This window comes from Pseudomonas fluorescens, assembly GCF_019212185.1.
Classification (GTDB): domain Bacteria; phylum Pseudomonadota; class Gammaproteobacteria; order Pseudomonadales; family Pseudomonadaceae; genus Aquipseudomonas.
Genome location: NZ_CP078138.1, coordinates 6,279,308 through 6,296,746 on the forward strand (window position 1 = coordinate 6,279,308; position 17,439 = coordinate 6,296,746).

The 17,439-nt window shown below is 60.6% G+C and carries 21 protein-coding genes and 1 other RNA gene; 8 read left to right on the forward strand and 14 right to left on the reverse strand.

The genetic code is table 11. The features are described from left to right. Window positions 1-97: 97 nt before the first annotated feature. Genes KW062_RS28435 through KW062_RS28455 form a run of 5 tightly spaced genes read right to left on the reverse strand, consistent with a single transcriptional unit; the run spans window position 98 to window position 4,913 of the window. Window positions 98-1,315, reverse strand: coding sequence for a 2-octaprenyl-3-methyl-6-methoxy-1,4-benzoquinol hydroxylase (locus tag KW062_RS28435; protein WP_177433236.1), 1,218 nt, complete (start codon window positions 1,313-1,315; stop codon window positions 98-100). A gap of 9 nt (window positions 1,316-1,324) precedes the next feature. Beyond that, entirely contained in the window at window positions 1,325-1,810 is a 486-nt protein-coding gene (locus tag KW062_RS28440) for a DUF4442 domain-containing protein (RefSeq protein ID WP_027616902.1), read from the reverse strand. Next, window positions 1,803-2,990, reverse strand: a complete 1,188-nt coding sequence (ubiH, locus tag KW062_RS28445) for a 2-octaprenyl-6-methoxyphenyl hydroxylase (protein ID WP_105753608.1) — start codon at window positions 2,988-2,990, stop codon at window positions 1,803-1,805. Before ubiH ends, KW062_RS28440 begins: the two co-directional genes overlap by 8 nt. Next, window positions 2,987-4,321 carry a Xaa-Pro aminopeptidase gene (pepP, locus tag KW062_RS28450; protein ID WP_105753607.1) on the reverse strand — a complete coding sequence of 445 codons (1,335 nt, stop codon included), beginning with the start codon at window positions 4,319-4,321 and terminating at the stop codon, window positions 2,987-2,989. The genes ubiH and pepP overlap by 4 nt, the downstream gene beginning before the upstream one ends. A gap of 31 nt (window positions 4,322-4,352) precedes the next feature. Next, window positions 4,353-4,913, reverse strand: coding sequence for a YecA/YgfB family protein (locus KW062_RS28455; protein WP_027616899.1), 561 nt, complete (start codon window positions 4,911-4,913; stop codon window positions 4,353-4,355). Between the two features lie 164 nt (window positions 4,914-5,077). On the opposite strand from KW062_RS28455, the gene KW062_RS28460 reads away from it, so the two are divergent. The 4 genes from KW062_RS28460 (at window position 5,078) to KW062_RS28475 (ending at window position 6,521) form a co-directional block, all read left to right on the forward strand. Then, entirely contained in the window at window positions 5,078-5,287 is a 210-nt protein-coding gene (locus KW062_RS28460; protein ID WP_027616898.1) for a TIGR02449 family protein, read from the forward strand. Then, window positions 5,284-5,601 carry a cell division protein ZapA gene (locus KW062_RS28465; RefSeq protein ID WP_027616897.1) on the forward strand — a complete coding sequence of 106 codons (318 nt, stop codon included), beginning with the start codon at window positions 5,284-5,286 and terminating at the stop codon, window positions 5,599-5,601. The genes KW062_RS28460 and KW062_RS28465 overlap by 4 nt, the downstream gene beginning before the upstream one ends. A 30-nt stretch (window positions 5,602-5,631) precedes the next feature. Next, window positions 5,632-5,810: non-coding RNA, 6S RNA (gene ssrS / locus KW062_RS28470), on the forward strand. An 87-nt stretch (window positions 5,811-5,897) separates the two neighbouring features. Continuing rightward, entirely contained in the window at window positions 5,898-6,521 is a 624-nt protein-coding gene (locus tag KW062_RS28475) for a 5-formyltetrahydrofolate cyclo-ligase (RefSeq protein WP_027616896.1), read from the forward strand. Between the two features lie 3 nt (window positions 6,522-6,524). Here KW062_RS28475 and KW062_RS28480 read toward each other — a convergent pair whose 3' ends face one another. Next, the gene (locus KW062_RS28480) at window positions 6,525-6,671 is read right to left on the reverse strand and encodes a hypothetical protein (protein WP_177327211.1); all 147 of its coding nucleotides are present in this window, start codon (window positions 6,669-6,671) and stop codon (window positions 6,525-6,527) included. A 197-nt stretch (window positions 6,672-6,868) separates the two neighbouring features. Between KW062_RS28480 and KW062_RS28485 the strand changes: the two genes are divergently transcribed. Further along, window positions 6,869-7,318, forward strand: a complete 450-nt coding sequence (locus KW062_RS28485; RefSeq protein ID WP_105753606.1) for an EVE domain-containing protein — start codon at window positions 6,869-6,871, stop codon at window positions 7,316-7,318. Between the two features lie 24 nt (window positions 7,319-7,342). On the opposite strand, the gene KW062_RS28490 is transcribed toward KW062_RS28485, so the two are convergent. After that, window positions 7,343-7,750 carry a flagellar basal body-associated protein FliL gene (locus KW062_RS28490; protein WP_105753605.1) on the reverse strand — a complete coding sequence of 136 codons (408 nt, stop codon included), beginning with the start codon at window positions 7,748-7,750 and terminating at the stop codon, window positions 7,343-7,345. A gap of 158 nt (window positions 7,751-7,908) precedes the next feature. On the opposite strand from KW062_RS28490, the gene KW062_RS28495 reads away from it, so the two are divergent. Continuing rightward, entirely contained in the window at window positions 7,909-8,886 is a 978-nt protein-coding gene (locus KW062_RS28495) for an NADPH:quinone oxidoreductase family protein (protein ID WP_105753604.1), read from the forward strand. Here KW062_RS28495 and KW062_RS28500 read toward each other — a convergent pair. Beyond that, on the reverse strand, window positions 8,883-9,491 hold the full coding sequence (locus tag KW062_RS28500) for an energy transducer TonB (protein WP_105753603.1): 609 nt from the start codon (window positions 9,489-9,491) through the stop codon (window positions 8,883-8,885). The two genes, KW062_RS28495 and KW062_RS28500, sit on opposite strands and share 4 nt — an antisense overlap. 167 nt (window positions 9,492-9,658) lie before the next feature. Continuing rightward, on the reverse strand, window positions 9,659-10,327 hold the full coding sequence (locus KW062_RS28505; RefSeq protein ID WP_027616891.1) for a gamma-glutamylcyclotransferase: 669 nt from the start codon (window positions 10,325-10,327) through the stop codon (window positions 9,659-9,661). Between the two features lie 298 nt (window positions 10,328-10,625). Here KW062_RS28505 and KW062_RS28510 point away from each other — a divergent pair, with 298 nt between their 5' ends. Continuing rightward, window positions 10,626-11,093: a hypothetical protein gene (locus KW062_RS28510; RefSeq protein ID WP_027616890.1), complete on the forward strand. Its 468-nt coding sequence runs from the start codon at window positions 10,626-10,628 to the stop codon at window positions 11,091-11,093. Between the two features lie 45 nt (window positions 11,094-11,138). Here the strand turns inward: KW062_RS28510 and KW062_RS28515 are convergent, their stop codons facing one another. From KW062_RS28515 to KW062_RS28535, 5 genes are all read right to left on the reverse strand, one after another. Next, a complete protein-coding gene (locus KW062_RS28515) occupies window positions 11,139-12,107 on the reverse strand; it encodes a CDP-6-deoxy-delta-3,4-glucoseen reductase (protein WP_027616889.1) in 969 nt (322 codons plus the stop codon). Further along, window positions 12,107-13,573, reverse strand: a complete 1,467-nt coding sequence (gene ubiD, locus KW062_RS28520; RefSeq protein WP_105753602.1) for a 4-hydroxy-3-polyprenylbenzoate decarboxylase — start codon at window positions 13,571-13,573, stop codon at window positions 12,107-12,109. Before ubiD ends, KW062_RS28515 begins: the two co-directional genes overlap by 1 nt. A 139-nt stretch (window positions 13,574-13,712) precedes the next feature. Beyond that, the gene (rho, locus tag KW062_RS28525; protein WP_003206716.1) at window positions 13,713-14,972 is read right to left on the reverse strand and encodes a transcription termination factor Rho; all 1,260 of its coding nucleotides are present in this window, start codon (window positions 14,970-14,972) and stop codon (window positions 13,713-13,715) included. Between the two features lie 247 nt (window positions 14,973-15,219). Further along, window positions 15,220-15,549 (reverse strand): thioredoxin TrxA, encoded by a 330-nt coding sequence (gene trxA, locus KW062_RS28530; RefSeq protein WP_003206727.1) that lies wholly within the window; start codon window positions 15,547-15,549, stop codon window positions 15,220-15,222. 120 nt (window positions 15,550-15,669) lie between these two features. Then, complete coding sequence (locus tag KW062_RS28535; RefSeq protein WP_105753601.1) at window positions 15,670-16,377, reverse strand: FadR/GntR family transcriptional regulator; 708 nt, start codon at window positions 16,375-16,377, stop codon at window positions 15,670-15,672. Between the two features lie 255 nt (window positions 16,378-16,632). Here KW062_RS28535 and KW062_RS28540 point away from each other — a divergent pair, with 255 nt between their 5' ends. Beyond that, window positions 16,633-17,418 carry a transporter substrate-binding domain-containing protein gene (locus KW062_RS28540; RefSeq protein WP_105753600.1) on the forward strand — a complete coding sequence of 262 codons (786 nt, stop codon included), beginning with the start codon at window positions 16,633-16,635 and terminating at the stop codon, window positions 17,416-17,418. Window positions 17,419-17,439 lie beyond the last annotated feature (21 nt).

Genomic DNA, 17,439 nt, shown 5'->3' on the forward strand with positions numbered 1-17,439 from the left:
TCTCGATAGCAAAAATGAGCCGAAATGATAAGGACTCACATTTACCAGCTCAACCGATCCCTCCGCCGCACAAGTTACCAGATGTTGCGCGGCGCCCTCATGCCTTGGCCAGCTCCGGCAGATCGCCGCTCAAACCCAGGGCCTGACGCACAAACAGCGCCTTGGCCTCGGGCATCTGATCGACCATTTTCAAGCCGCTGTTGCGCAACCAGCGCACCGGCAAGGGATCGGCCTGGAACAAACGCTCGAATCCTTCCATCGCCGCCATCAACGCCAGGTTGTGCGGCATGCGCCGCCGCTCGTAGCGACTGAGCACCTTCACCTCCGCCAGCCGCTCGCCACGGCCGGCGGCTTGCAGCAGCACTTCGGCCAGCACCGCGGCGTCGAGGAAACCGAGGTTGACGCCCTGCCCAGCAAGGGGGTGAATGGTATGCGCGGCGTCGCCGATCAGCGCCAGCCCCTCTGCCACGTAGCGCTTGGCATGTCGCTGGCGCAACGGCACGCAGAGCCGTGGATCAGCGCCGAGCACGCGACCAAGGCGCCCTTCGAAGGCACGCTCCAGTTCTGCGCAAAATGCTTCTTCGTCCAGCGTCATCAGGCGTTGCGCCTGTTCGGGCGTCGTCGACCAGACAATCGAACACCAGTCGTGCTGACCGTCGCGCTCCAGCGGCAGGAACGCCAACGGGCCGTCGTCGGTGAAACGCTGCCAGGCGGTCATCTGGTGCGGTTGGGAGCTGCGCACGCTGGTGACGATTGCATGGTGTAGATAATCCCACTCCCGGGTGGCCACCCCGGTGAGGCGGCGCACCGCCGAGTTAGCGCCGTCGGCGGCAATCACCAGCGGGGCACGCAGGGTGCGGCCATCGGCCAGGGTCAGCAGCCAGTCATCGCCGGAGCGGCGCATCTGCTCCAGCCGCGCATTGGCCAGTAGACCCAGGTCGCAATCATGCAGGCGCTCGAGCAAAGCGTCCTGAACCACCCGATTCTCGACGATATACCCCAGTGTCTCGGCGTGCACGCTGGCCGCCGAAAAGTGAATCTGACCGGTGCCGCTGCCGTCCCACACCTGCATGTCGGAGTACGGACTGCTGCGCCGCTTGAGCACACCGTCCCAGACGCCCAGACGCTCGAGAATCCGCTGGCTGGCGACGGACAACGCACTGACCCGCGGTTCGAAGGCCGATTGCGCATCAAAGGGTTTGACGCTCATCGGGCTGCCGTCGAGCAGCAACACTTCCAGGCCACTGTCCTGTAGCGCCAGTGCCAGGGCACTGCCGACCATTCCAGCCCCGACAATCAGCAGATCTGCGCGCATGTCCATGCTTTAAGCCTGTCTCGCTTGCGGCTTGAGCCGCACGTAAAGGGTTTTCTCGACCCGGGCAACCAGGGTGCCAGCGCCGTCGTGAATATCGATCCGCAATTGCGGCAGGTACTTTTCGCCATTGGCGGTGTGCTCGCGCACTTCGTCGAGCAGCCCCTGATCGATGCGAAAACGGGCGAATACCGGCCCCTTGCCAGGGGAAATGAAGTCGATATCGGCCGACTTGTCCCAGACGATGTAGTCGCGCCCGAGGTTTTCCATGAGCATCAGCATGAAAAACGGGTCGATCATCGAATACAGGCTGCCACCGAACTGGGTGCCCACGTAATTACGGTTGTACCAGCCCAGCCCCATGCTCACCTGGACATCGCGAAAGTCGTCGCTGATCTGCCGCACGCGCACGCCGGCACCGATATAGGGCGGGTAAAAGCACATCAGGATGCGCATCAACCGTGCCTTGCCGACTTTGCGGGTCAACCACTCAAACATCCGGACGCGTCCCCAGGCCCATGGCCTGCCGGGCGAACCAGCGTTTGGCCGGTGGCAACAAGTCGAGGCCCAACAGGCCGATATTGCGCCCCAGGGAAACCAGCGGCTGGGAGCTGCCGAACAGCCGCGTGACCTGATCGGAGAAGCCGACGGTGAGGTTCTGGTCGAGGCGTTGGCGCTCGCGATAAGCCTGCAGGGTAGCGAAATCACCCGGCATGTTGTCACTGGCGAGCAAGGCCTCAGCCAGGGCCAGGGCGTCGCGCAAGGACAGGTTGAAGCCTTGCCCGGCAATCGGATGCAGGCTGTGGGCGGCATTGCCCAACACCGCCAGATGCGGACGCACCTGTTCCTCGGCCTCGATCAGCGACAGCGGATACAAATGCCGTGCGCCGACCTGCTTGAGCGTACCCAGGCGGTACCCGAACACGCCCTGCAACTCACTGAGGAAACTGCGCTCATCCAGTGCCGCCAGGCGTTGCGCATCCATGCCCAGGCGGGTCCAGACCAGCGCGCAGCGATTTTCCGGCAACGGCAACAAGGCCATCGGACCGTCATCGGTGAAGCGTTCGAAGGCCATGCCGTTGTGCGCTTCACTGGGGGTGATGTTGGCGATCAAGGCGCTCTGGTTATACGGACGCGACTTGACGCCAATGCCCAACTGCTCACGCAAGCCGGAACGGCCGCCGTCGGCCAAAACCGCCAGGTCGCACTCGAGACTGGTTTCATCATTGAGGGTCAACCGATAGCCGTCTTCCAGCGGCTCCATGCGCGTGACCTCGGCCGGGCAACGCCAACTGATCACGTCCTTGTCCAGGCCCTGCCACAGGCATTGGCCCAGCCAGGCGTTTTCCACCACGTAGCCGAGGGCCGGTACGCCCTCTTCCATCGCCGACAGACGGGCGGTGGAAAAACGTCCACGGTCAGACACATGAATCTGCTTGATCGGCTCAGCACGCCGCGAAATCGCCTGCCACAGACCCAGGCGCTGGTAAATCTGCTGCGCGCCGTAGGACAACGCCGAAGAACGCGCGTCGTAACTCGGTTGATAGCTGTCACCGGGAGCGAAGGGTTCGATCAGCACGATCTTCCAGCCGCGCGCCTTGGCGCCCGCCTGCAAGGCTAACGCCAGACTGGCGCCGACCAGCCCGCCACCGATGATTGCCAGATTGACCCGGCTCATGCGACCTGGGTCCGGGCAGCGGCCATCAACGTCTCGATCTCGGCGACCGTCTTCGGCACGCCATGGGTCAGGATTTCACAGCCTTGCTTGGTCACTACCACGTCATCCTCGATGCGCACGCCAATGCCGCGCCATTTCTTCGCTACGTTCTGATTGTCCGCAGCGATGTAAATCCCCGGCTCGACGGTCAGGGCCATGCCGACTTCCAGCACCCGCCACTCCCCGCCGACCTTGTACTCGCCGACATCGTGCACATCCATGCCCAGCCAATGTCCGGCGCGATGCATGTAGAACGCCTTGTAGGCTTCGCTGGCTATCAACTCGTCGACCTCACCTTGCAGCAATCCCAGCTCGACCAGACCGGCGGTGATCACTTGCACCGTGGCTTCGTGTGCCTGATTCCAGTGCTTGTTCGGCGCAATCTGTGCGAACGCGGCTTCCTGCGCGGCCAGAACCAGCTCATAGATCGCCTTCTGCTCCGCCGAAAACTTGCCGTTGACCGGCCAGGTGCGTGTGATATCGCTGGCGTAACAGTCGATCTCGCAGCCGGCGTCGATCAGGACCAGGTCGCCGTCCTTGAGCTGCGCGTCATTCTGTTGGTAGTGCAGGATGCAACTGTTGCGCCCGGCGGCGACGATCGAGCCATAGGCCGGCATTTTTGCCCCACCCTTGCGGAACTCGTAATCCAGCTCGGCTTCAAGGCTGAACTCGTGCAAGCCCACTCGGCTCGCTTGCATCGCCCGGATATGGGCCTGGGCGGAAATCCGCGCGGCTTCGCGCATCACCTTGACCTCTGCCGCCGATTTATACAGGCGCATGTCGTGCAACAGATGATCCAGAGCAACGAATTCGTTCGGCGGCTGGGCGCCGAGGTGCGCCTTGGAGCGAATCACGTTGATCCACTCCATCAGGTGCCGGTCGAATTCCGCGTTACTGCCCATCGCCGAGTACACCCGGTCACGGCCTTCGATCAGGCCGGGGAGAATGTCGTCGATATCGGTAATCGGAAAGGCATCATCAGCACCGAAATCGCGAATCGCGCCTTCCTGGCCGGCACGCAGGCCATCCCAAAGTTCGCGCTCGGCATTGCGCTCGCGACAGAACAGGATGTACTCGCCGTGCTCGCGCCCAGGGATCAGGACAATGACTGCCTGAGGCTCCGGGAAACCGCTGAGGTATTGGAAATCGCTGTCCTGGCGGTAGACGTGCTCGACGTCACGGTTGCGGATCGCCACGGCGGCGGCCGGCAGGATTGCGATGCTGTTGGGTTCCATCTGCGCCATCAGCGCCTTGCGGCGGCGGGTGTATTCCGATTTCGGGATATGAATCATGGGCAGATGGGCGTCCCTTTCCAGCAATGGATTAATGCAGCGATGGCTTGGCAGCAGCCGGTTCGGCGGCTTTTTTGGTCTCGGTAAACAGCAGCAATGGGGCGACCCGCAGGTACTCCATGACTTCCATATAGTCGTTTTCGCCGTCGTCGGACTCTTCCAGAGCGTCCTGGACCTGGGAAATGGCCGAAAGGTCCTGCAACACTTCGGTGGCTTCGGTACTCAGCATGCTGCTGTCACGGCAGTTCAGGCCAAAACCGCTGAGGAAACCCTGGCACCACTCGCCCAGCGCGGCTGCACGCTCAGTGAGCGGCGCATCGTCGGTTGGCAACAGCAGGACCACGGTCATGTCTTCGCCGGTCAGCTCGCCCTTGACCATCTCCTGCAGGCCGATCAGGGCGTTGCGGACATTGTCATGCGGCTCGCTTTCGAGCAGTTCGGCGGCATCGATCAGCCAGCCTTCGGCATCAAAGCCGGCGCCGGCGCAGCTGCGGCCGAGCAACAGGCCGTGCAGTTCGGCAGGCGAGACAGGATGGCCGCTGGTTTGCAGCAGGGTGGCAAAGGCTTGGTACGGAGAATTCTGAATGGGCATGGGTAGCTAGGCGCCAAGCGGCGCTATGTCTAGAATGAAGGCCTTGTATCCTACATCGACTCCCCTGTAGGAGCGAGCCTGCTCGCGATGTTAACGCCGAGCATCTGACACCACGCGGTGCGAGATCGCGCCTGAAGTCCGCCCCCCATCAGACAGTGAAGACAATGGAAGACGACGACCTGCAAGCGCTGATGGCCAGACTCGAGTTGTTAATTACCCGAGTCGAGCAACTAAAGAGTCAAAACGGACTCTTACTAGCTCAGGAAAAAACCTGGCGCGAGGAACGCGCGCACCTCATTGAAAAAAATGAAATCGCCCGGCGTAAGGTCGAATCGATGATTTCGCGCCTCAAGGCCCTGGAGCAAGACTCATGAGTTCAAGCAATAGCGTCACCGTGCAGATCCTCGATAAAGAGTATTCGATCATCTGCCCCCAGGAAGAACGCAGCAACCTGGTGAGCGCCGCCCGCTACCTGGACGGCAAGATGCGCGAAATCCGCAGCAGCGGCAAAGTCATCGGCGCCGATCGCATTGCCGTGATGGCCGCCTTGAACATCACCCATGACCTGCTGCACAGCCAGGAACGACCGGACGTGCAGGCCAGCGGCTCGACTCGCGAGCAGGTGCGTGATCTGCTCGATCGCGTCGACCTGGTGCTCGCGTCCGATCAGGATGTAGGCAAAAGCTGATTCCTTGGGGTGGTTGCGGTATACTCGCGCCACTCCCTGGGGTGCTTGCCAGTTGACGATGTCCCTGAGCCGATTCGCACTACCCTGGAGGTTGCACGTTGGGCTGGTGTGCATGTCCGCTAGACGGAAAGCCTTAAAGCCTACTGCATCTTCCACCTTGAACTTTCGGGTTCAAGGGCTAAGTCAGCAGCGGTTCATCCGGGGAGCCTGATTCAAGCCGATGCCAGTTCATACTGGCATCGGCTTTTTACGATCACGCCCTTCTGGCGTATTCGACACTCGAACAGCCCAAGACGATGACCGAACCTGCGCCGCTTTCCCGCCCGCAACTTCGACGCCAGTTGCGCAAGGCCCGCCGCGCACTGACCGGCCGCCAGCAACAGCAGGCCGCCCGCGGGCTGTATCGACAACTGGCGCAACATCCGTTGTTTCGCCGGGCCAGACACATATCCCTGTACCTGCCCACCGACGGTGAAATCGATCCGCGCCTGCTGCTGCGCGCCGCCCAGCGCCGGGGCAAGGCCACCTACCTGCCGGTGCTCAGCGCCTGGCCTCGGACCAAAATGGTCTTCCAGCGCATTCGTCCCGGCGAAAAACTGCAGCCCAACCGTTTTCGCATTCTCGAGCCGCGAGTCAACCCGGCGCGCCAGCGCAAGGTCTGGACACTGGACCTGGTGCTGTTGCCGCTGGTCGGTTTTGACGAGGACGGTGGGCGCCTGGGCATGGGCGGCGGTTTCTATGACCGCAGCCTGGCGTATCTGGAGCGCCGCAAAAGCTGGCGCAAGCCGACGCTGATGGGCCTGGCCCACGAATGTCAGAAAGTCGGGAAGCTGGCACAAGCCAGTTGGGATGTGCCGCTGCAAGGCACGGTGACCGATCGCCAGTGGTACGTTGCCGACCCGGCGATCCTTGACACTTGAACCTTAGCGCTTGAAGGGCTGGATCTGTTGCGCGACTTCGATCGGTGCATCGGTCTTGTTGGCCCACAGGCTCTGTGCGTAACCGGTCGTCACCACACCCAGACCAAACACGATCACCAGTACCCAGAGTAAATCCGGCTTGCGTTGCATCGATTGCCCCCCTCAAGGCGTGTCACACACGATGTCAGCAGCCGTGTCCATTCCAGGCCGTGCTTGCCGCGTCTTGCTTAAAAGTCCGGCATTTTGCGGTAACGTGAGGCGACACGCAAACACTGGCGTCAACCGACCGTCGGTTTGTCATATATTTACCCTTATCCTTCGCGCCCCCTTCTTTTGGAGCATAAAAGATGACCTATTGGCTGATGAAATCCGAGCCCGACGAGCTCTCAATCAAAGGCCTGGAAAAGCTCGGCGAAGCCCGTTGGGACGGGGTTCGCAACTACCAGGCACGGAATTTCCTGCGAGCCATGGCGGTGGGTGACGAGTTTTTCTTTTATCACTCAAGCTGCCCCGAGCCGGGTATCGCCGGGATCGGGCGGATCATCGAAGCCGCCTACCCGGACCCGACGGCGCTGGAGCCCGAGAGCCACTACTTCGACCCCAAGGCCAACGCTGAAAAGAACCCTTGGAGTGCGATCAACGTCGCGCACGTGGAAACCTTTCCCAAGGTGCTCAGGCTCGACTACCTGAAGCAACAAAGTGCCCTGGAACAGATGCCCCTGGTGCAGAAAGGCAGCCGGCTTTCGGTGATGCCGGTCACCGCCGAGCAATGGGCTGCCGTACTTGCATTGCGCTGATGGAGCATTAGCGCCCGTCGGCCCTTACTGAATGATCAGGTTGTTGAACAACAGATCCTCGACCATCGGCTTGCCGGTTTCGTCGTTCATGACCTGCTGGGTCTGCTTCAGGGCTTCCTGGCGCAGTTTTTCCTTGGCTTCGACGTTGTTCATGGTTTCGCTGGTCTGCTGGTTGAACAGCGCGACCAGTTGATTACGGATCAACGGCTCATTGGCCTTGACCGCCTTGGCCGCCTCATCGCCGGTGACACGCAACGCCACGTCGGCCTTGTAGACCTTGAGCTTGGGCGTGCCGTCCAGGCCGTAATTGCCCACGAACGGCGGGCTCAGGCTGATGTAGCTGACTTTCGGCGCCGCACCCTCTTTGGCTTCTTCGCCCAGTGCTGCCATAGGCAGAGACAGGGCCAGCATCAACATGATCCACGCTTTCACAATTCGCTCCTTATCCGGTTGGCGGCCTAGCATAGCGATCCACCCACGCCAGCCCAAGCGCAAAGCTTATGGCCGACTATCAGGGTGGGGCATGCTCGTTGACCCGTTGACTCACACACCTACACTTATCGGCCATCACTCCCAAAGGAATAGCCCTGATGAAAGCCGTGCTGTGCAAAGCCTTCGGCCCTGCCGAATCGCTGGTGCTGGAAGACGTCGCCAGTCCTGTCGCGAAGAAGAACGAAATCCTGCTGGAGGTGCATGCCGCCGGGGTCAACTTCCCGGACACGCTGATCATCGAGGGCAAATACCAGTTCAAGCCGCCCTTCCCATTTTCACCGGGCGGTGAAGCGGCAGGCGTGGTCAACGCAGTGGGGGAAAAGGTCAGTCACCTCAGGGTGGGCGACCGGGTCATGGCGCTGACCGGCTGGGGCAGCTTTGCCGAGCAGGTCGCGGTACCGGGCTATAACGTCCTGCCAATCCCGTCGTCGATGGATTTCAATACCGCTGCAGCGTTCAGCATGACCTACGGCACCTCGATGCACGCGCTGAAACAACGCGGCAACCTGCAGCCGGGAGAAACCCTGCTGGTACTGGGCGCCTCCGGCGGCGTCGGCCTGGCCGCAGTGGAAATCGGCAAAGCCATGGGCGCCCGGGTGATTGCTGCCGCCAGCAGCAGCGAGAAACTGGCGGTAGCCAAGGCCGCCGGCGCCGATGAGTTGATCAACTACAGCGAAACCAGCCTCAAGGACGAAATCAAGCGCCTGACCGACGGCCAGGGCGCCGATGTGATCTACGACCCGGTCGGCGGCGACCTGTTCGATCAGGCCATCCGCGCCATCGCCTGGAACGGCCGCCTGTTGGTGGTGGGCTTTGCCAGCGGACGTATCCCCGAACTGCCGGTCAACCTCGCACTGCTCAAGGGCGCCGCCGTAGTTGGAGTGTTCTGGGGCTCCTTCGCCCAGCGCCAACCGCAGGACAACGCCGCCAACTTCCAGCAATTGTTCGCCTGGTTCGGTGAGGGCAAGTTGAAGCCACTGGTGTCGCAGGTCTATCCGCTGGACAACGCCGCCCAGGCGATCAACGACCTGGGTCAGCGCAAGGCGGTGGGCAAGGTGGTGGTGCAGGTTCGCTAGAGGAGCTTGCGAATTTCCTCAGGCAGAAATCGTTTGAAACGCGAGTGGGGGCTGTTCAGGCACTCTCGGGCAATGTAGGGCGCCTGCCGGTTCAACTTGGCAATCAGAGCCAGGCGCTCCTCGTTCGACCATTGGTGATGGAATACCCCGTTCGTCAGATACGCGCGGGTGTAGCGAAACGCCGTCAGATCGACCCAGTTGAATTCTGCGAAGCGGACAAAGCTGCGGTTGATCTCGCGGCATTTCACCTCCTTGAGCCACGCATGGGCATCAATTGGGTCATCCAGGCGGAACTGGATGGGCGCTATCAACTCCACTACCGCCAGCTTTTCGGCATCTACCGTCCAGGGCTTGAACCGCCACTGCTCTGTCGCCTCCTTCGCCGCGTCCGCCAGACCGGGATGGTCACTTTGCAGGACGCGGACCTTGCTCACCGAACCATCGGCATGCACGGTCAAGCTGACTTTTACATCGCCTGTCACCCCTGCCCTGTGCAGCGCACTGGGATAAATCGGTTTTGGACTGTACTCCGCCACCAGGAAGATTTCTGCGGCCAAACCTTCGCCCGCCACACACAACATCAAAAACAAACCAAGCCAACGCATACCGCCCTCCGCATTCCGGTGCCGGGTTTGGCACTGATGCAAAAGGGTACGGACAGCGTTGTAAAAGCCCTATCCCGGCATTTCCGAGAGCCTTGCGGGAAGCGTCGCAAAAAGTTGCACTTCAATTCCTACAGCGGCGACTGATTGATGAGCAACGGATGCCGGCTTCAGTGCCGCGGCGCATCCGCGTGATCCCGGGCTGTGCCACAGCGCTTGAGCCGCGCCTCCAGATTGCGGTCCGGCATGGCGTGGCTACGCAGAGCGCTGACCGTTTGCTCGACGTAATCGCGCGTCGTCCCATAGCGCCCGCAGGCGCTTTCAAAGACCTGGCTGAGCACATGATCCGGCAAATTTCCGGCATAGCTGGGCAGGTGTCGCTCCAGGACAAAGCCCAATGCCTGAACCTTGCTTCCATCCTCGAGCCGGCAGTTGAGCCAGTGCGGGCGATAGGAAGGAACCGGCATTTCGCGCTGCCACAGGGCGTACAGCGAGGCTTCCAGTTGTTCCTCAGGCAAGCGATAGGCAAACCCGCTGCACGAGCCGCCACGGTCCAGGCCAAATACCAGCCCCGGCAACTCCGGCGTGCCGCGATGCTCGTGGGACCACAGGTACAGGCCACGGTGGTAGCCATGCACCCGCCCGCGCACACGTTCGACCGCCGAGCATTCCGGACGCCAGATCAACGAGCCATAGGCGAACAACCAGACCGGCCCGCCTTTGTGCAGAGCCATGGTGGATTGCATCGAGTTGAGCAACTGCTCGCGCGTCAATTGCGCACCCAGATCAAGCCGCGGAGGATAAGCCACTTTGAGAAAGTCGGATTCAATGGCTGTCATGATAGAAACAATCGCCCCCACAGTTGTTGCGAGATGTAAGTAACTTTAGCTCAATTGAACGTAAAGCTCTAACTACCGCTCGCAACTTACTAAGAACTCAGAACTTTCCCGGATAAATATTCAATAAGTCAGCGATATATAGCCTAACGTCATTTGCAACGCCGCTTAAATATCTTTATGTACTAACCATAAGCTATTCGCACTACGACAACCGCCAGCACGTTCAGCTTGGCAACAGGAGCAGTCCCGTATAAAGGCCGGTCACAACGCCAGCCTTATCGCGTTGAAGGAACCAACGATGAAAAAATCCTGGATCTGCCTGCTTCTGGCGTTCACCTATACAACCCACGCCTGGGCGCAAGATGACGAGCAAGGGACCTGGTATCTGCAAACCAGTGTCTATACCCGACACTTTTCCCCAGACCCCGAGCACAACAATCACCAGCAGTTGCTTGGCCTGGAGTACCACGATGCCTCCGGCTGGCTGCTGGGCGGCGCGACCTTCCTCAACTCGTTCGACCAGCGAGCCTATTACGCCTATGGCGGCAAACGCTACGACAGTGCGGACTATCCGCTCTACGTGAAGCTCACCGGAGGACTACTGGAGGGTTATCACGGCAAGTACCAGAACAAGATCCCGCTCAACCGATACGGCGTTGCACCGGTCGTCATTCCCTCCCTGGGCACTTACTACGGACCGGTATCAGCCGAGCTGGTTTTGCTCGGCTTCAACGCGGCGATGATTACCACCGGGGTGCGGTTTTAGACGGGATCACGATCGGGGATCACGATCGAGGATCAAGATCGAGGATCAAGATCGAGGCGCGTATGCAAATACGTCGGCGCGCATTTGGTGGGCATCCATGCCGGCTTCGACCAGGGCGTCCAGCGTGCCGTAGACCATCGCCGGTGAACCGCTGGCATACACATGCAGCGGCTTGAGATCGGGGAAGTCCTGGCACACCGCTTCGTGCAACATGCCACAGCGCCCTTCCCAGCCACACAAATCACTGACCACCTGATGCAGGAACAGATTGGGCAATTTCTGCCATTCGTCCCAGTGCTCCATCTGGTAGAAATCTTCCGGCCGACGCACGCCCCAATACAGATGCACGGGATGCTTGAAGCCCTTGGCCCGGCAGTGTTCAAGCAGGCTGTGGATCTGGCCCATCCCGGTACCTGCCGCGATCAACACCAGCGGACCGTCCGGTAATTCGGCGAGGTGGGTATCGCCAAAAGGCATTTCGATGCGCGCCATGCCGTTGCGTTGCAGTTGTTCGATCAGGCTCCGGGCGCTGGCCTCGCGAGCCAGCACGTGGATTTCCAGGTCACGTCCGGAATGCGGAGCGGAGGCCAGGGAGAAGGCGGATTTTTCGCCATTCTCGCGTTCGATCATCAAGTACTGCCCGGCGTGATAGCGCGGCGGCTTGCCCGCCGGCGCCCGCAGGCGGACCCGCCAGGTGTCGCCGCCAACGTCCAGACATTCGATGACCTGACACGACAGACTGCGCACCGGCAGTTCTCCCAGCGCAAGAACGCCATCCCACAACACGATGCAGTCTTCCAGCGGCGCTGCTATGCAAGTGTAGAACTCACCGTGGTCGCGCACCTCACCAGTCTGTTCGACCCGGCCTTCGACCAATAACGCCGCGCACACATGGCAGTTGCCGTTGCGGCAGCTTTGCGGGCAGTCATAACCCAGGCGTCGCGCGCCATCGAGAATTCGCTCGCCGGGCTGTATCTCAAGCACTGCTCCGGACGGCTGCAAGGTTACACGCATCAATCTATTCCTAACTGATTCCAGATGGCATCGATCCGGCGCGTCACCGCCTCATCCTTGACGATCACCCGCCCCCACTCGCGCGTGGTTTCACCGGGCCACTTGTGCGTGGCATCGAGCCCCATCTTCGAGCCCAGGCCGGAAATCGGCGAGGCGAAGTCGAGGTAGTCGATCGGCGTGTTATCGATCATCACCGTGTCGCGCTTGGGATCCATGCGCGTGGTGATGGCCCAGATCACGTCGTTCCAGTCGCGGGCGTTGATATCGTCGTCGGTGACGATAACGAACTTGGTGTACATGAACTGTCGCAAAAACGACCAGACACCCAGCATTACCCGCTTGGCGTGGCCTGGGTACTGCTTTTTCATGGTGACCACGGCCATCCGGTACGAGCAGCCCTCGGGCGGCAGGTAGAAGTCAGTGATTTCCGGGAACTGCTTCTGCAGGATCGGCACGAACACTTCGTTCAGGGCCACGCCGAGAATCGCCGGCTCATCCGGTGGACGGCCGGTGTAAGTGCTGTGGTAGATCGGTTTGATGCGATGGGTGATGCGCTCGACAGTGAACACCGGGAAGCTGTCGACTTCGTTGTAGTAGCCAGTATGGTCGCCATACGGCCCCTCGTCGGCCATCTCCCCAGGATGAATCACCCCTTCAAGGATGATTTCGGCGGTGGCCGGAACCTGCAAATCGTTGCCACGGCACTTCACCAGCTCGGTACGGTTACCGCGCAGCAGACCGGCGAAGGCGTATTCGGACAGGCTGTCCGGTACCGGCGTCACCGCGCCAAGGATGGTCGCAGGGTCGGCGCCCAGCGCCACGGACACCGGAAACGGTTGCCCCGGATGCTTCTCGCACCACTCGCGATAATCGAGCGCGCCGCCACGATGGCTCAACCAGCGCATGATCACTTTGTTGCGACCAATCACTTGCTGGCGGTAGATGCCGAGGTTCTGCCGGTCCTTGTTCGGACCCTTGGTCACGGTCAGGCCCCAGGTGATCAGCGGCCCGACGTCGCCCGGCCAGCAGGTCTGCACCGGCAGCATGGCCAGATCGACGTCATCGCCTTCGATGACCACTTCCTGGCAGATCGCGTCCTTGACCACCTTCGGCGCCATGGAAATGATCTTGCGGAAGATCGGTAGCTTCGACCATGCATCCTTGAGGCCTTTCGGCGGCTCGGGCTCCTTGAGGAACGCCAGCAGCTTGCCGATTTCGCGCAGCTCGCTGACCGCCTCGGCGCCCATGCCCAGGGCCACGCGCTCGGGCGTGCCAAACAGGTTGCCGAGCACCGGGATATCGTAGCCAGTAGGATTTTCGAACAACAGTGCCGGGCCCTTGGCGCGCAGCGTGCGATCGCAGACCTCGGTCATTTCCAGCACAGGGGACACTGGAACCTGGATGCGCTTGAGTTCACCGCGCTGTTCCAGGCCGCTGATAAAGTCGCGCAAATCGCGATACTGCATGCGTAAGCCTCACTTGGCCGTGGCGTTCGGGGCAGGCAGTTTAGCGCCGAACCTTGCGCTTCAGAACCACGAACTGCCGGTTGAGCAAAATTCAGATAGCAAAAAGCCGGGTTTCCCCGGCTTTTTCAACCTGTTCGACTTACTTGCGTTTCATCGACAGGAAGAACTCATCGTTGGTCTTGGTCGTTTTCAGCTTGTCGACCAGGAACTCGATGGCGGCGACTTCGTCCATCGGGTGCAGCAACTTGCGCAGGATCCACATGCGCTGCAACTCGTCGTCGGCGGTCAGCAACTCTTCGCGGCGGGTGCCGGAACGGTTGATGTTGATGGCCGGGAACACGCGTTTTTCAGCGATACGACGATCCAGCGGCAGTTCCATGTTGCCGGTGCCCTTGAATTCCTCGTAGATCACTTCGTCCATCTTCGAACCGGTTTCAACCAGTGCGGTGGCGATGATGGTCAGCGAGCCGCCTTCTTCGATGTTCCGCGCGGCGCCGAAGAAACGCTTTGGTTTCTCCAGGGCGTGGGCATCGACACCACCGGTGAGGACCTTGCCGGAGCTCGGGATCACGGTGTTGTAGGCACGGGCCAGACGGGTGATGGAGTCGAGCAGGATCACCACGTCCTTCTTGTGTTCAACCAGGCGCTTGGCCTTCTCGATCACCATTTCGGCAACCTGCACGTGGCGGGTTGGTGGCTCGTCGAACGTCGAGGCAACCACTTCGCCGCGCACGGTGCGCTGCATTTCGGTTACTTCTTCCGGACGCTCGTCGATCAGCAGCACGATCAGATGAACTTCAGGGTTGTTACGCGCAATGTTCGCCGCGATGTTCTGCAGCATGATCGTTTTACCGGCTTTCGGCGGTGCCACGATCAGACCGCGCTGGCCTTTGCCGATCGGTGCGCACAGGTCGATCACACGACCGGTCAAGTCTTCGGTGGAACCGTTACCGGCTTCCATCTTCATGCGTACGGTCGGGAACAGCGGGGTCAGGTTCTCGAAGAGAATCTTGTTCTTCGCGTTCTCCGGACGATCGAAGTTGATCGTGTCGACCTTGAGCAGTGCGAAGTAACGCTCGCCTTCTTTTGGCGGGCGGATCTTGCCAACGATGGTGTCACCGGTACGCAAGTTGAAGCGACGGATCTGGCTCGGCGAGACGTAGATATCGTCCGGGCCGGCGAGATAGGAAGCGTCTGCAGAGCGCAGGAAGCCGAAGCCGTCCTGGAGGATCTCCAGCACGCCATCACCGGAGATTTCCTCGCCGCTTTTCGCGTGCTTTTTCAGCAGGGAGAAAATCACGTCCTGCTTGCGCGAACGGGCCATATTTTCTATGCCCATCTGTTCGGCCAATTCGAGCAGTTCGGTAATCGGCTTTTGCTTGAGTTCAGTCAGATTCATATAGGAATGACGTAATCATTTATAGAGGGGGGAAATTAAGCTTTTGGCTTAATGAGGCCGCGCCGCGGAGAAGGCGACAGAATCGCGTACTTATTCGAAAAGGAGTGCGTCGGCGACGGCTTGCAGGGGGCATTGGAGAAACCAGTGCGGGGCCGAATGTACCACCTGTATTTCGGAGCGTCTAGCCCTGAATAACGAAAAAGCCCCGCAAATTGCGGGGCTTTTTGGGTGACACTTGCAACGACGCTTAAATGTTGGCGTCGAGGAAAGCAGCCAGTTGCGACTTCGACAGCGCACCGACCTTGGTCGCTTCAACGTTGCCGTTCTTGAACAGCATCAGCGTAGGAATACCGCGCACGCCGTGCTTGGCAGGGGTTTCCTGGTTCTCGTCGATGTTCAGCTTGGCAACGGTCAGCTTGCCCTTGTAGGTCTCAGCGATTTCGTCCAGGACCGGAGCGATCATCTTGCATGGACCGCACCACTCAGCCCAGTAGTCGACCAGTACAGCACCTTCGGCCTTGAGTACGTCAGCTTCGAAGCTAGCGTCGCTAACGTGTTTGATAAGATCGCTGCTCATGGAAGTCTCCAGGTTGTAAGCAAAAAAACGTGGCCCATCATAGCCGCCCTTCCCCCGTTCAGGAAGCCGCAGTTGATTGAGTCTCGCTATGGTGATGCATGAGTTTGGGTATAGCTCACGTCATGGGGTAAGGGGAGCGATGAACGCAATTCCTGTACGCAAAGCGGCATTGCGTACGTGTTCCTGCATGGCCTTTTGCGCGGCGCCAGAGGCCCGGCGGCTAAGGGCGCGAAGGATCTTGCGGTGTTCCTGCCAGGTTTCCATGGCCCGCTCGGCCCGGATGAACGGTAGCTTCTGACTCTCTAGAAAGATGTCGGCCCTGGCCGTCAGGATGCTCAGCATCGCTTGATTGCCGCTGGCCAGCAGGATGCGTCGGTGGAACTCAAAGTCCAGCCGGGCCGCTGCTTCGAAGTCGCCAGACTTCAGTTCATTGCGCATGGCGGCGACATTGTCTTCCAGTGCATCGAGCTCATCAGTGCTCAGGGTCACCGCCGCCAACCCCGCCGCAAAGCTCTCCAACGCATAGCGCAACTGAAAGATATCCAGCGGCGAAGCCTGCGCCGCGAACGGCCAGCCCGGCGCGGTCTCGCCTTGCGGCAGCTCCACCGACGCCTGCACGAACACGCCTTTGCCCGGCTGGACGCTGATGACGCCCAACGCACTGAGGGAAGACAACGCCTCACGCAAAGAAGCCCGGCTGACACCCAGCTGTACCGCCAGGTCTCGTTGCGAAGGCAGGGCATCCCCAGGGCCGAAGCCCTGCTCGGTAATCAGTTTGCGGATGGCTTGCAGCGCCACTTCGGGTACGGCGCGGGAGATCGAATTCATGGTTTTCCAGACGAACCAGGCCAAGGTGCGGTCAGTTGTAAAGCTATTCGCGACGCCCGGCAAGTCGTGCCCCATGGGGGTTCGGCGCTTTCCACGGCTGCGCCATCGGGGTGCGAAATGCAACCTGACTGTTCAGACCAGTAAGACCGTACTGCGCCAGCAAAACCGTGCCCTGGCGCCCGCAAACCCCAAGTTGGCATGACCCATGCTCTGTCGATCCGCAGAAATCACTCCTTGCCGATCCGGAGATTTGCCATGACCCAGCGTTACAGCGCCCTCCTCGCCGCCCTGTTTGCCAGCCTGATGCTGAGCCAGGCACCCGCCCACGCCGACGGCCTGGAGGATGTGGTCAAACGCGGCGTCCTCAAGGTGGCCGTGCCCCAGGACTTCCCCCCCTTCGGCTCGGTCGGGCCAGACATGAAGCCACGCGGTCTCGACATCGACACCGCGAAGCTGCTGGCCGACCAACTCAAGGTCAAACTTGAACTGACCCCGGTCAACAGCACCAACCGCATTCCGTTCCTCACCACCGGCAAAGTCGACCTGGTGATTTCCAGCCTCGGCAAAAACCCCGAGCGCGAGAAAGTTATCGACTTCTCCCGCCCCTATGCGCCGTTCTACCTCGCCGTATTCGGTCCGCCAGATGCCGACATCACGTCGCTGGACGACCTCAAGGGCAAGACCATCAGCGTCACCCGCGGCGCGATCGAAGACATCGAGCTGACCAAGGTCGCCCCCGAAGGCGTGACCATCAAGCGTTTTGAAGACAACAACTCGACCATTGCTGCGTACCTGGCCGGGCAAGTCGACCTGATTGCCAGCGGTAACGTGGTGATGGTCGCGATCAGCGAAAAGAGCCCGAAACGGGTGCCCGTGCTGAAAGTGAAGCTCAAGGATTCGCCGGTCTACGTAGGCGTTAACAAAAACGAGCCGGCGCTGCTGGACAAGGTCAACCAGATCCTGGTGACCGCCAAGAGCGACGGCGCACTGGAAAAGAACGCCATGACCTGGCTGAAAGAGCCGTTGCCGGCCGACCTCTGATTCGGCACGCTGGAGACGTTT

Bases quoted from the DNA above. Each gene is read 5' to 3' on its own strand.
- KW062_RS28500 (WP_105753603.1), bottom strand. From the start codon at position 9,491: ATGCGTTGGCTTGGTTTGTTTTTGATGTTGTGTGTGGCGGGCGAAGGT.
- KW062_RS28515 (WP_027616889.1), bottom strand. From the start codon at position 12,107: ATGCGTGTAACCTTGCAGCCGTCCGGAGCAGTGCTTGAGATACAGCCC.
- KW062_RS28485 (WP_105753606.1), top strand. From the start codon at position 6,869: ATGACCTATTGGCTGATGAAATCCGAGCCCGACGAGCTCTCAATCAAA.
- KW062_RS28540 (WP_105753600.1), top strand. From the start codon at position 16,633: ATGACCCAGCGTTACAGCGCCCTCCTCGCCGCCCTGTTTGCCAGCCTG.
- ubiH (WP_105753608.1), bottom strand. From the start codon at position 2,990: ATGAGCCGGGTCAATCTGGCAATCATCGGTGGCGGGCTGGTCGGCGCC.
- KW062_RS28495 (WP_105753604.1), top strand. From the start codon at position 7,909: ATGAAAGCCGTGCTGTGCAAAGCCTTCGGCCCTGCCGAATCGCTGGTG.
- ubiD (WP_105753602.1), bottom strand. From the start codon at position 13,573: ATGCAGTATCGCGATTTGCGCGACTTTATCAGCGGCCTGGAACAGCGC.
- KW062_RS28440 (WP_027616902.1), bottom strand. From the start codon at position 1,810: ATGTTTGAGTGGTTGACCCGCAAAGTCGGCAAGGCACGGTTGATGCGC.
- KW062_RS28435 (WP_177433236.1), bottom strand. From the start codon at position 1,315: ATGCGCGCAGATCTGCTGATTGTCGGGGCTGGAATGGTCGGCAGTGCC.
- KW062_RS28480 (WP_177327211.1), bottom strand. From the start codon at position 6,671: ATGCAACGCAAGCCGGATTTACTCTGGGTACTGGTGATCGTGTTTGGT.
- KW062_RS28475 (WP_027616896.1), top strand. From the start codon at position 5,898: ATGACCGAACCTGCGCCGCTTTCCCGCCCGCAACTTCGACGCCAGTTG.
- KW062_RS28460 (WP_027616898.1), top strand. From the start codon at position 5,078: ATGGAAGACGACGACCTGCAAGCGCTGATGGCCAGACTCGAGTTGTTA.
- pepP (WP_105753607.1), bottom strand. From the start codon at position 4,321: ATGATTCATATCCCGAAATCGGAATACACCCGCCGCCGCAAGGCGCTG.
- KW062_RS28505 (WP_027616891.1), bottom strand. From the start codon at position 10,327: ATGACAGCCATTGAATCCGACTTTCTCAAAGTGGCTTATCCTCCGCGG.
- KW062_RS28535 (WP_105753601.1), bottom strand. From the start codon at position 16,377: ATGAATTCGATCTCCCGCGCCGTACCCGAAGTGGCGCTGCAAGCCATC.
- KW062_RS28510 (WP_027616890.1), top strand. From the start codon at position 10,626: ATGAAAAAATCCTGGATCTGCCTGCTTCTGGCGTTCACCTATACAACC.
- trxA (WP_003206727.1), bottom strand. From the start codon at position 15,549: ATGAGCAGCGATCTTATCAAACACGTTAGCGACGCTAGCTTCGAAGCT.
- KW062_RS28455 (WP_027616899.1), bottom strand. From the start codon at position 4,913: ATGCCCATTCAGAATTCTCCGTACCAAGCCTTTGCCACCCTGCTGCAA.
- rho (WP_003206716.1), bottom strand. From the start codon at position 14,972: ATGAATCTGACTGAACTCAAGCAAAAGCCGATTACCGAACTGCTCGAA.
- KW062_RS28465 (WP_027616897.1), top strand. From the start codon at position 5,284: ATGAGTTCAAGCAATAGCGTCACCGTGCAGATCCTCGATAAAGAGTAT.